This is a genomic window from Peterkaempfera podocarpi (genome assembly GCF_042466665.1).
Lineage (GTDB): Bacteria > Actinomycetota > Actinomycetes > Streptomycetales > Streptomycetaceae > Peterkaempfera > Peterkaempfera podocarpi.
In genome coordinates this window covers 6,911,446-6,923,544 of the sequence record NZ_CP162102.1, presented here as the reverse complement: position 1 = coordinate 6,923,544, position 12,099 = coordinate 6,911,446, and the positions used below count along the sequence as shown (strand labels likewise).

The 12,099-nt window shown below is 71.5% G+C and carries 10 protein-coding genes; all 10 read right to left on the bottom strand.

Going from position 1 to position 12,099, the window contains the following annotated elements; all coding sequences use genetic code 11:
* Nucleotides 1-10 precede the first annotated feature (10 nt).
* Nucleotides 11-1,159, bottom strand: a complete 1,149-nt coding sequence (gene ispG / locus AB0761_RS30495) for a flavodoxin-dependent (E)-4-hydroxy-3-methylbut-2-enyl-diphosphate synthase (RefSeq protein WP_377272360.1) — start codon at nucleotides 1,157-1,159, stop codon at nucleotides 11-13.
* A 180-nt stretch (nucleotides 1,160-1,339) separates the two neighbouring features.
* Nucleotides 1,340-2,368 (bottom strand): adenosyl-hopene transferase HpnH, encoded by a 1,029-nt coding sequence (hpnH, locus tag AB0761_RS30490; protein ID WP_377272359.1) that lies wholly within the window; start codon nucleotides 2,366-2,368, stop codon nucleotides 1,340-1,342.
* A 2-nt stretch (nucleotides 2,369-2,370) separates the two neighbouring features.
* Complete coding sequence (locus AB0761_RS30485) at nucleotides 2,371-3,126, bottom strand: 1-hydroxy-2-methyl-2-butenyl 4-diphosphate reductase (protein WP_377272358.1); 756 nt, start codon at nucleotides 3,124-3,126, stop codon at nucleotides 2,371-2,373.
* Entirely contained in the window at nucleotides 3,123-5,144 is a 2,022-nt protein-coding gene (shc, locus tag AB0761_RS30480) for a squalene--hopene cyclase (protein WP_377274408.1), read from the bottom strand. The genes AB0761_RS30485 and shc overlap by 4 nt, the downstream gene beginning before the upstream one ends.
* 127 nt (nucleotides 5,145-5,271) lie before the next feature.
* The gene (locus AB0761_RS30475; protein ID WP_377272357.1) at nucleotides 5,272-6,354 is read right to left on the bottom strand and encodes a polyprenyl synthetase family protein; all 1,083 of its coding nucleotides are present in this window, start codon (nucleotides 6,352-6,354) and stop codon (nucleotides 5,272-5,274) included.
* 158 nt (nucleotides 6,355-6,512) lie between these two features.
* Nucleotides 6,513-8,048: an FAD-dependent oxidoreductase gene (locus tag AB0761_RS30470; protein ID WP_377272356.1), complete on the bottom strand. Its 1,536-nt coding sequence runs from the start codon at nucleotides 8,046-8,048 to the stop codon at nucleotides 6,513-6,515.
* Between the two features lie 106 nt (nucleotides 8,049-8,154).
* Nucleotides 8,155-9,012: a presqualene diphosphate synthase HpnD gene (hpnD, locus tag AB0761_RS30465; RefSeq protein WP_377274406.1), complete on the bottom strand. Its 858-nt coding sequence runs from the start codon at nucleotides 9,010-9,012 to the stop codon at nucleotides 8,155-8,157.
* A gap of 41 nt (nucleotides 9,013-9,053) precedes the next feature.
* Entirely contained in the window at nucleotides 9,054-10,034 is a 981-nt protein-coding gene (hpnC, locus tag AB0761_RS30460) for a squalene synthase HpnC (RefSeq protein ID WP_377272355.1), read from the bottom strand.
* Between the two features lie 321 nt (nucleotides 10,035-10,355).
* A complete protein-coding gene (locus AB0761_RS30455) occupies nucleotides 10,356-11,144 on the bottom strand; it encodes an ABC transporter ATP-binding protein (RefSeq protein ID WP_377274405.1) in 789 nt (262 codons plus the stop codon).
* 16 nt (nucleotides 11,145-11,160) lie between these two features.
* The gene (locus AB0761_RS30450; protein ID WP_377272354.1) at nucleotides 11,161-12,063 is read right to left on the bottom strand and encodes an ABC transporter permease; all 903 of its coding nucleotides are present in this window, start codon (nucleotides 12,061-12,063) and stop codon (nucleotides 11,161-11,163) included.
* Nucleotides 12,064-12,099 lie beyond the last annotated feature (36 nt).

Below are 12,099 nucleotides of genomic sequence, written 5' to 3'. Positions count from 1 at the left end.
TCTCGCGGAGTCAGCCGACGGGGGTGACGGTGGGCTCGCCCTGCTCGTCCATCCCCTCGGCCAGCTTCAGGGCCTCCTCGATCAGCGTCTCCACGATCTTCGACTCGGGCACCGTCTTGATCACCTCGCCCCGCACGAAGATCTGCCCCTTGCCATTGCCCGACGCCACACCCAGATCCGCCTCACGCGCCTCCCCCGGCCCGTTCACCACACACCCCATCACCGCCACCCGCAACGGCACATTCATCCCCTCAAGACCCGCGGTCACCTCCTCCGCGAGCTTGTACACATCCACCTGCGCCCGCCCGCACGACGGACACGACACAATCTCCAGACCCCGCTGCCGCAGATTCAACGACTCCAGAATCTGGATCCCCACCTTCACCTCCTCCACCGGAGGCGCCGACAACGACACCCGGATCGTGTCCCCGATCCCCTCGGCCAACAACGCCCCGAACGCCACCGCCGACTTGATCGTCCCCTGGAACGCCGGACCCGCCTCCGTCACCCCCAGATGCAACGGATAATCACACGCCGCCGCCAACTGCCGGTACGCATTCACCATCACCACCGGATCGTTGTGCTTCACCGAGATCTTGATGTCCCGGAACCCGTGCTCCTCAAAGAGCGAACACTCCCACAACGCCGACTCCACCAACGCCTCCGGAGTCGCCCGCCCGTACTTCTCCAGCAACCGCCGGTCCAACGACCCCGCATTCACCCCGATCCGAATCGGAGTCCCCGCCGCCGAAGCCGCCTTCGCGATCTCCCCCACCTTGTCGTCGAACTGCTTGATGTTCCCCGGATTCACCCGGACCGCAGCACACCCCGCATCAATCGCCGCAAACACATACTTCGGCTGGAAATGAATGTCCGCGATCACCGGGATCTGCGACTTCCGCGCAATCGCCGGCAACGCATCCGCATCATCCTGCGACGGCACCGCCACCCGCACGATCTGACACCCCGACGCCGTCAACTGCGCGATCTGCTGCAACGTCGCATTGACATCAGAGGTCACCGTCGTCGTCATCGACTGCACCGACACCGGCGCATCACCACCCACCGGCACACCCCCCACCATGATCTGCCGCGACTTGCGGCGAACGGCGAGCGGCTGAAGCGGCATGGACGGAATACCGAGCGAGATCGCGGTCATGGTTTCACCCTCACTGTGGAACGGCGGATCAGTCTTGGGGGAACGGTGTGAGAGGACGGGGTGAAGGGAGGCGTGGGGCAGCGGAGAGCCGGGCGGCGCGGGGGAGCCGAGCCGCGGGGGGGATACCGGGCGGCGCGGGGGTGGGGTGGCCCCGCGCCGCACTGTGGGTGTGACGGGCCCTCAGTGGCCGCGGTTGCCGGCGACCGTCTCCCGGGCGGCACGGATGGACGCCTTGAGCGAGCCCATGGTCGCCAGGACGGCCGTGGGCTCATAGCCGCAGTGGGCCATGCAGTTCTCGCAGCGCGCGTCCCGCCCGCGGCCGTACTTGTCCCAGTCGGTGCCGTCGACCAGCTCCCGGTAGGTCGGGACATACCCGTCGGACATCAGATAGCAGGGGCGCTGCCAGCCGAAGAGCGAGTAGTTGGGGATGCCCCAGGCGGTGCACTCGAAGTCCACCTTGCCCTCGAGGAAGTCCAGGAAGAGCGGGCTGTGGTTGAGCCGCCAGCGGCGCCGGTTGCCGCCGGAGAACGCCTTCTTGAACAGCTCGCGGGTCTGCTGGACGCCGAGGAAGTGCTCCTGGTCGGGCGCCTTCTCATAGGCATAGGCAGGCGAGATCATCATCTCGTCGACCTGCAGGTCGTCATTGAGGTAGTCCAGCACCTCGATGACGCTCTGCGCGGTGTCGGTGTTGAAGAAGGTGCTGTTGGTGGTGACCCGGAAACCCCGGGCCTTGGCCTCCTTGATGGCCTCCACCGCCTCGTCGAAGGTGCCCTCCTTGGCCACCGAGGCATCATGGCGCTCCCGCAGGCCGTCGATGTGCACGGTGAAGGAGAAATAGGGCGACGGGGTGAACTTGTCCAGCTTCTTGCGGAGCAGCAGCGCATTGGTGCAGAGGAAGACGTACTTGCGCCGCTCCACCAACTGCCGGACGATCTCGTCGATCTGGGGGTGCATCAGCGGCTCGCCGCCGGCGATGGACACCATCGGCGCGCCCGACTCCAGCACGGCGCCGACCGCCTGGGCGACGGGCATCCGCTGCTTGAGCACCCCGGCCGGGTGCTGGATCTTGCCGCAGCCCTCGCACTTGAGATTGCACGCGAACAGCGGCTCGAGTTCCACGATGAGCGGGAACTTGTCCCGGCGCTTCAGGAGTTTCTGCTGGAGGAGGTACGTGCTGATCCGCGCGGTCTGGCGCAGCGGCATGGCCATGGCTAGCTCGCCTCCTGAGGGAGCGTCCGGGTAGGTGTGTCGGATGGCATTGCGGAATTGCGGTGGGGGCGAGCCCCCTGGTCCGCCGTATCGGGCCGGCCGGCCAGGGTCCTGTGCCAGGCGGTGAGAGCGGGCACGGTGGAGCGGAGTGCACGCCAGGCGCGCACGCCGCCGGGGACCGTGCCCGGGCGCAGCAGCTCACGCTCGGGTGTGTCGACAACGATGCGTACGGCTGCGAACGGGAGCCGCGGAGCGCCCCGTCGGGCGGCCGAGAGCACCGCTGCGGTCTCCATGTCGATGCCGGTGACCCCGGCGGTGTGCAGCCGGGCGCGGGCCTCGGCGCCGCGCACCACCTGGTCGGCCGAGTGCAGCAGACCGGTGTGCACGGTCATGCCCTGGTCCCGGAGCAGGCGTGCGAGCAGCCCGGACGAAGGGATCTCGATCGAGCACTCCCCTTCGTCTCGCACCCCGGTGGCAACAACGGCATCCCCAGGGCGTATTCCCCGCCCTGCGGCGGCGCAGAATCCGACCGCCAGCAGCCCGCCGTAGGCACTGCCGCCGTCGCCCAGCAGGGCACTGACGGTCTTTCGGGCGCGCAGCGGACCCATCCCCGTGGCGGTCAGCACCGCCCGGCCGCCGGACCAGTCGCCGCCGCGCAGCGCCCAGCGCTCCACCCCGAGCGCACAGGCCACCAGCAGCGGGGGTCCCGGCCGGGCGGAGGGCCCGGCGGCGGGGGCGGACGGCGCGGTGGATGTCATCGGTCGCTCCTCGGCCCGCTCTGCGCGGTCCCGGGCCCGTCGGCGCGGTCCACGGATGCGGCGGAGACGGGCACGGGCAGGCTCCGCGCGGGGTGGCCGCCGGACTCCGGGCGGGGGGCGCCGTGGAGGTAACGGCCGAGTGCGGTCACCGGGAAGACCAGCCGGTAGAGGTTGTAGTTGATGGAGAAGTCCCAGGGGAAGCCGGTACCCGTGAAGTGCGGCTCGTCCCAGGTGCCCTCGGGCAGCTGGGTTGCCGCGAGCCAGGCGACACCCCGCTCCACCGACTCGCCGCTCTCCCCGGCCGACAGCAGGGCCATCAGTGCCCAGGCGGTCTGCGAGGCGGTGGAGTCGCCACGCCCGGACCACTTCTCCTGGTTCTCGTAGGAGCGCATGTCCTCGCCCCAGCCGCCGTCGGCGTTCTGGTGCTCCTCCAGCCAGCGCACGGCGCGCCGGACGGCGGGGTGCGCGGTGGGGATGCCCGCGGAGACCAGCGCGGGGACCACCGAACCGGTCCCGTAGATGTAGTTGGTGCCCCAGCGGCCGAACCAGGAGCCGTCGGTCTCCTGCTCGCGCAGCAGCCACTCCACTCCGCGCCGGGTACGCGGGTCGCGGGCCTTGCCGACATCGGCGAGCATCTCCACCACATGGGCGGTGACGTCGGCGGACGGCGGATCGACCACCTCGCCGAAGTCGCAGAACGGCAGCTTGTTGGGGAGGGTGCTGGTGTTGTCCACGTCGAAGGCGCCCCAGGCGCCGTTCTTGGACTGCATGCCCAGGTTCCAGGCGACCCCGCGCTCCACCGCGGCCTGCAGCCGCTCCTGGTCGGGGTGGTCCACCCTGCGCAGCGCGAGCACCACCTCGGCGGTGTCGTCGATGTCGGGATAGGTGTCGTTGTCGAACTCGAACGCCCAGCCGCCGGCGGGCAGGGTGGGCCGCTGCACGGCCCAGTCGCCGCGCCGCCGCACCTCCTCGCCGAGCATCCACTCCGCCGCGGAGACCAGCGCGGGGTGGTCGGCGGGCAGCCCGGCGTCCACCAGGGCGATGGTGGCCAGGCAGGTGTCCCACACCGGGGACTGACAGGCCTCCAGCCAGCGGCCGCCGTCCTCGGTGTGCACGGTGAAGCGGTCGAAGGCGTCGAGTCCGGCCTTCATCACCGGATGCCCCAGGTCGTAGCCCTCCAGGTGAAGGGCGATCAGCGAGTAGACGGCGGGCGGCTGGATCCCGCCCCAGCAGCCGTCCGCCTCCTGCCGCTCGACGATCCAGCGGGTCGCCTGGCCCAGGGCCAGCCGGCGGACCGGACCCACGGCGTGCCGGTGGTAGGCGTGCAGCACCCGGTCCAGTCGCTGGAAGAGGCCGTCCCAGCTGGTGGGCGAGGCCATCGGCGGGGCGCGGAAGGGGTCGGCCGGGTCGCTGTGCAGCTCGTCCAGGCCGAAGGGGGCGGGACGGACGGGGCGGTGCGCGGAGACCACCGTCAGCGGCACGATGGTCTGCCGGGCCCAGCAGCCGAAGGAGTAGATGTTGAGCGGGGCCCACTTGGGCAGGAACATGACCTCGGGGGGCAGCTCCGGCAGCCTGCTCCAGGGCCACCAGCCGAAGAGCGCCAGCCAGATCCGGGTGAAGACCCTGCTGGCCGAGATCCCGCCGTGCTCACGGATCCAGGCCGCGGCGGAGGCCATGTGCGGTGCCTGCGGATCGTCACCGGCCAGCTTGAGGGCGACATAGGCCTCCACCGTGGTGGAGAGCTCGGACGGGCCGCCGTGGAAGGTGGCCCAGGTGCCGTCCTCGTTCTGCTGGGAGCGGATCCACTGGGCGGTGGCGCGGGTCTGCTCATCGGTCCTGATGCCGAGGAACTGCCGCAGCAGCAGATCCTCGGCGTCCATGGTCACATTGGTCTCGAGGTTGCCCTTCCACCAGCCCTGCTCGTTCTGCAACGACAGCAGGTGGGCGGTGGCGCGCTCCAGCGCCGCCGCGGCCACCGCCCGCGGGGTCGGCGCGGGGGCGCCGCCGGAGGCCGGCACGGCCCCGGCCGGGACGCCGGGATCACCGCCGGGTGTCCCGGCCTCCTGCGGAGGACTCTTCACCGCGGCCGGCTCGGGATCGTACTCGGGGTCGAGCCGGCCGTCCGCGGTTGTTGTCACCTTGGGTTCACCTCTCCCGTACGACGACGAATTCGGCGAGTGCGACGAAGTGCCGGCGCACCGCATCCGGCATGGGCACCTCGTCCAGGGCGGCGAGGGCGGTCTGGTGGCACCGGCGGGCCTCGTCCTGGGTCCAGGCGCGGCCGCCGGCCTCCTCGATGAGGGCGGCCCGGACGGCGAGCTGCTCCTCGTCCTCGTGGCCGCGGCCCTCGGGGTCGGCGAGCAGCTCGGCCAGGCGCAGCGAGGCCTTGCCGCCCTCGGCGAGGGCGGCGGAGACCGGCAGCGACTTCTTGCGCTGGCGCAGGTCGCCCCAGTGCGGTTTGCCGGTGACCTCGGTCGCCCCCCAGATGCCGAGCAGGTCGTCCACCGCCTGGAAGGCCAGGCCGAGGTGGTAGCCGTAGCGCTCCAGGGCGTCCGCGGTGCGGTCGTCGGCGCCGGCCAGGACGGCCCCGATGGAGGAGGCACAGGCCAGCAGGGCACCGGTCTTGTTGCCCTCCATCTCCAGGCACTCCTCGACGGTGACCCGGTCGCGGTGCTCGAAGGAGAGGTCCTGGGCCTGGCCGTCGATCAGCTTGCGGGTCGCGACGGTGATCCGGCGGACCGCCCGGGCGGCCGCCGACGCCTGGATGGCGGAGCCGTCGGGGGCGTCCAGCAGCACCTCGGTGGCGAGGGCGAAGAGAGCGTCGCCGGCCAGGATGGCCTGGGCCGGCCCGAAGACGGTCCAGGCGGTGGCGCGGTGGCGGCGGGTCTCGTCACCGTCCATCAGGTCGTCGTGAAGCAGCGAGAAGTTGTGCACCAGCTCCACCGCGGCACCGCCTGCCGCGCCGGTCTGCGGGTCGGCTCCCACGGCCTGGGCGGACAGCAGCGCCAGCGCCGGGCGCACGGCCTTGCCGCCATCGCCGGAGCTGGGCCTGCCGTCGCGGTCGATCCAGCCGAAGTGGTAGGCGGCGACGGTGTCCATGGGTGCCGCAAGCCGACCGACGGCCTCGCGCAGCAGCGGGGTGCACAGGGTGCGTCCGCGCTCCAGGAGGTCCGGCACCGTCACCGTCGCCTCCGTGGACTGCGAGTCGAGGCGTGAATCCACGCGCATTCCCTCTCCCTGGGGTGTGTGGTCCGCGGCAGGCGTGTGCTCCGCCGTGGACATGTGGCCTGCCGTGGGCGTTGACGCCGCATCGGGCCGAGCCGTGACGGCGGGGCAACTCCGCCGGTGTGCCGATGGCGGGGCCGGCTCGGCCGCGGTCGGTCGGTTCACTGCGGCCACCTCCCCGCGGTGTGGGCCGCCGCCGGGTTCGCCGGGCGCTCGCCGAGTGCGGCGAGCGCCTCGTCGGCGGCGCTGTGTCCGCTGCGGACGGCGCCTTCCATGGTGGCGGGCCAGCCGGTGGCGGTCCATGCTCCGGCCAGCACCAGGCCCGGGGTACGGGTACGGGCGCCGGGCCGCAGCCGGGCGCTGCCCGGAGCGGGATCGAAGGTGGCGTTGCGCTCCCGGGTGACGAAGAAGTCCAGCACCCGGGCGTCGCGTGCGGCGGGCAGCAGCCGCGCCAGCTCCGGCAGATAGCGGCGGCGCAGCTCGGCGACGGGCAGGTCGATCTCCTCGTGCGCCGCCGACTGGGAGACGGCGATGTACTGGGCGCGCTGGTCCCGCTCGGCGAGCCCGGAGTGCCGGGTCCGGTCGAACACCCACTGGACCGGTGTGCCGAGGCCCGCGAAGAACGGCCTGCGCAGCACCCGGCGGTCGTAGACGGCATGCAGGTTGAGGATGGGCGCGGTGCCGAGGCTGCGCAACCGCTGCTGGTCGTCGATGGTGTCCGGGGGGAGCAGGTCGGCCGCGGTGTCCTGCGGTACGGCCAGGACCACGGCGTCCGCGTGCAGCAGCTCTCCGCCGGCCGGCAGCCGGTCGCCCTCCACCCGCACGGAGTGCCGGTCGTGTCCGCGCCTGCCCGAGCGGTACGTACCCGAACCGTGGGAGGCGACGTGCCCGCCGCCCGGGGCGTCCGCCTCCGGGCCGCCGGCGGACGACTTCAGTGCCGACGCTCTGGCGCGCAGCAGCACCCGCACCCCGCTGTGCTGGAGGGCGTCCAGCGCGGCGTCGTGGTGGATGGTGCCCAGAGGCGCGTCGGCCCAGCCGATGTCGGAGGCGCCGGGGTCGGAGAGCAGCCCGGTCTTGAAGACCATGGCGGCCAGCGCCAGCGACACCTGGTCCGCGGTGGCGTTGAGGGTGGCGACGCCGACCAGGTCCCACAGCGCCTCGACGGCGCGGCGGGACTGCCCCTGGCTGCGCAGCCAGTCACCGAAGGACTGCTCGTCCAGCGACGGGTCGGCAAGGTCCAGCCGCCACAGGGCGAGGGTCGCCCGCACCACCTGCAGACGGTCGGCGGTGGACAGGTGCGGGTAGCGCGACAGGCTGCCGGCCAGGTGCAGCGGCACCGGCAGTGCGGCGCGGCGCAGCCGTCCGAGGCGCAGGCCGTCCGTCCCGCCGGAGTGTGCGCCGGCGACGTCCAGCACCGGTACGTCCAGCCGCCGCTGCAGGCTCACCAGGTGGTCGGCGCCGAGGCGGGTGACCAGGCCGCGGTAGGCGGTGCAGCAGCGCAGGAAGACATGCTGGCCGTTGTCGACGGTCAGTTCGCCGCGCCGGAACGAGAAGGCCAGGCCGCCCAGGCGGGGGCGGCTCTCCACCAGGGTGACGGCCAGCCCGGCCTCGGCCAGCCGCAGTGCGGCGGTGATGCCGGCCAGCCCGCCGCCGACGACCACCGCCGTCGCACGGTCCTGCGGTACGACGCCGCTCATCGCCCCTCCCCCCGGGTGCGGTCGCCCCGCCAGGGCGGTCGCACCGCTGTGGACGCGTCCGCCCGCCCGCGTGGTTCCGCGGCGGCGGCCGGTGACGGTGTTGCGGTCAAGAGCGCCCTCCGGCCAGGCCGGAGAGCGCCACATAGGCCTTCTCCCATCCGGGCAGCGACACCCGGCCGCGCAGCACGGACTCCGGCTCGGCCGCGATCCGCTGCAGCAGCCGGTGGTAGATGCCGGCCATCGCCGCGGTGCAGGCCCGGCTGCGGCGGTCGAGCATCGGGAGGAGCAGCAGGCCCTCCTCGAAGTACCGCTGTGCCCGGGCGGCCTCGAACGCCACCAGGCCGGTGAAGTCGGCGCCGGCCGGGGGCCGTGCGGTGTCGAAGCCGGACTCGCAGCCGAACCTGGCGAGGTCCTCGGCCGGCAGGTAGGTGCGGCCGTTGGCGGCGTCCTCCCGCAGGTCGCGCAGGATGTTGGTGAGCTGGAGGGCCAGGCCCAGGGTGTCGGCGTACTCGGCACCCAGCTTGGGGTCGGTGCAGCCGAAGACGCCCAGGGAGAGCCGCCCGATGGAGCCGGCCACACAGCGGCAGTAGGTGCGCAGGTCCTCGAAGGTCGCGTACTCGGCGCCGCGCAGGTCCATCTCCACGCCGTCGATCAGCTCGTCGAAGGCGTCCACGGGGACGGGGAAGCGCTCGGCGGCGTCCGCCAGGGCGACCTTGATCGGGTCGGTGTCGTCCTCGTGCACCTCACCGGCGCGGACCTCGTCGAGCAGGGCGCGGGTGCGGCCCAGAAGCTCCGCCTTGCGCTCCGGCGGGAGGTCTCCGTCGCCGATGTCGTCGACCCGGCGGGCGAGGGCGTAGAGCGCCGACATGGCCAGCCGCTTGGGCTCCGGCAGCAGCCGGATCCCGTAGCTGAAGTTGCGCGCCTGCATCCCGGTGACCGCTTCGCAGTACCGGTAGGCCGCCATGACCTGCGCGGACGCCAGTGGTGATGCCGCCACCCCGGGGCTCACCTTCCCTTCGCATATGTGGCCGCAGCCTCCCGCAGGAGACGGCTCTTGGCGGGCTTGGGCGGCCCGGGCAGTACGTCGTACCCGGTGGCGTGGATCGCCCCCAGGGCGGCACGCCCACCGGCGGTAAAACCGGCGAGCAACAGCCTGAGCCTCCCCCGCACGCTACCTACCAGTGGTGCGCCATGATCGAGCAGGGTCCCTGCTCGCCGTGCCTGGAAGGCGACCAGGTCACGCACTCGTGCGCTCGCGGTGGGGGCGGCGAGGTCCGTCTCGGTCACGCCGAAGCGGTCCAGGTCCTCCGCGGGCAGATAGATCCTCCCCCTCGTACGGTCCTCCGCAACGTCCTGCAGGTGCTCGATCACCTGCAGTGCGCTGCAGATCGCATCCGAGCGCTCCACCCGTTCGGGTGTGGAGACGCCCGCGATGGACAGCACCAGCCGGCCGACCGGATTGGCGGACAGCTCGCAGTAGCCCAGCAGGTCCTCGTAGGTGGTGTAGCGGACGGTCCGCTGGTCCACCCGGTTCGCTTGGATCAGATTACGGAAGGGCTCGACGCTGAGCCCGCGATTTTCCACCAGTGGCACCAGCGCGCGCATCAGGGGATGGCGGGCCTGCTCCACACCGCCGGTGCCCAGCACGATGGCAAAGACCCGGTCCAGGTCGCGTTCCAGCCCGTCCAGCAGGGCCAGCCGGAAGTCGGTCTCCTCCTCGGTGGGCAGCTCCGTGCCGGGCCGCGTACGGGCCTGCGGCACGGGCGTGTCGACGCCGAGCAGCTCGGCGGTCCAGCGCGGGTCCTCCAGGTCGCCGTCGCCCGCGTCGTCGACCAGCCGGGCGAATCCGTAGACCGCCATCAGGTCGTCCCGCCAGGCGGCGGGCAGGAAGAAGGGGGCGACGGGGAAGTTCTCCCTCGCCGCCTTGCCCAGCACCGCGCCCTCCGCGGGCGCGCCGGGGCTGGCAGTGCGTCCGTCCGCGCTCACCGGCGACCGCCCGTTGGGCTGCCGGCGGGTCGCGGCGCCGGGCCGCACGCCCCCTCGGAATGGACCGAAGCCACCACTGGCGTCACTCCCCCGTTCTACACCGATCTTGACGGCGTGCACACAGCGGACACGCCCTCACCCTCGCGAGAGCACAACCTGCGCCGGCTCGCCCGGGTGTGCACTCACTCTAGGCCGGGGTGACGACAGCGGCTGCCACGGGGTGATCCCGAACCCACGGTGCGCGGACGGCCGAGGGCCGGAGTCCGGGGTGTGCACCCGGACTCCGGCCCTCGGCCACGGCAGTTGGAGCGGAGAGGCGCGTCAGCGCTTGTTCTCCTTCTCGTAGGCCTTGATCACCTCGTCGGTGGGCCCGTCCATCAGCAGCTCGCCCTTCTCCAGCCAGATCACGCGGTCGCAGGTGTCGCGGATCGACTTGTTGTTGTGGCTCACCAGGAAGACGGTGCCGGCCTCCTTGCGCAGCTCGCGGATGCGCTCCTCGCTGCGGCGCTGGAACTTGGCGTCACCGGTGGCCAGCGCCTCGTCGATCATGAGCACATCGTGGCTCTTGGCCGCCGCGATGGAGAACCGCAGTCGGGCCGCCATACCGGACGAGTAGGTGCGCATGGGCAGCGAGATGAAGTCGCCCTTCTCGTTGATCCCCGAGAAGTCCACGATCTCCTGGTAGCGGGACTTGATCTCGTCCTGGCTCATGCCCATGGCGAGGCCGCCCAGGATGACGTTGCGCTCACCCGTGAGGTCGTTCATCAGGGCCGCGTTGACGCCCAGCAGCGAGGGCTGCCCGTCGGTGAAGACGGCGCCGCGCTCGGCCGGCAGCAGGCCCGCGATGGCCCGCAGCAGGGTCGACTTGCCGGAGCCGTTGGAGCCGATCAGGCCGATGGCCTCGCCCTTGTAGGCGGTGAAGGTCACTCCGCGTACGGCGTGCACCTCGCGCACCGAGGGGGAGCGCCGCTTGGAGACGATCCGGCTCAGCGCCGAGGTGGCGCTGCCCTTGCCGCTGCCCGCGCCGTGCACGCGGTAGACGATGTGCAGACCGTCCACGATCACGGTCGGGATGCGCTCCCGGGTGAGGGTGTCGGCGTCCACGGGCATGGTCTCGGTCGGTGCGTCAGCCACGGCCGTACTCCTCCTCAGCCTTCCAGAAGTACACAAACCCACCGAGGCCCGCGACCACTGCCCAACCGATCGCCCAGGCCCAGACATGCGGCGGCAGGACGTTGCTGTGCACCGAACTCAGCAGCGAGTAGCGCATCAGATCGATGTAGACCGCGATGGGGTTGACGTCCAGCAGGGTCCTGGCCCAGTCGGGGACCTCGATGTTCTGGATGTTGAACATGACGCCGGAGGCGTACATCCAGGTGCGCATGATGAACGGCATCAGCTGCGCGGTGTCCGTGATCTTGGCGCCGACCCTGGCCAGGACCATCGCCAGACCGGTGTTGAAGATGAACTGCAGCATCAGCGCGGGCAGCACCAGCGCCCAGCCCGCCAGCGGAGGGTTGGCGAAGAGCACGATGGCCAGCAACACGATCATCGAGAACAGCAGCTGCTGGAGCTGGATGATCGTGAAGGAGATCGGCAGACAGGCGCGGGGGAAGTGCAGCGCCCGCACCAGGCCGAGGTTGTCCGCGATCGAGCGGGTTCCGGCCATCACCGCGTTCTGAGTGAAGGTGAAGATGAACACACCGATGCAGAGGAACTGGATGAAGTGCGGGGTGTTCCGCCCGGTCTTCAGCAGCAGGCCGAAGATCAGGTAGTACACCGCGCAGTTCAGCAGCGGGGTCATCACCTGCCACAGCTGCCCCAGCTTGGCCCTGGTGTACATGGCCGTCAGCCGCGCCGTGGAGTACGCCACGATGAAGTGTCGTCTCGACCAGAGCTGCCGGACGTACGCCGGCAGGCTCGGGCGGGCGCCACTCACCGTCAGGCCGTACTTGGCGGCGAGCTGCGCCGGGCTCAGGCCCTGGTCGGGGCCTCCCGCCACCGCTACGGGGCGGATGTGCTCACTCACTGTTGACACTTTCGTCCTATGCGAGATCGGCAGGTC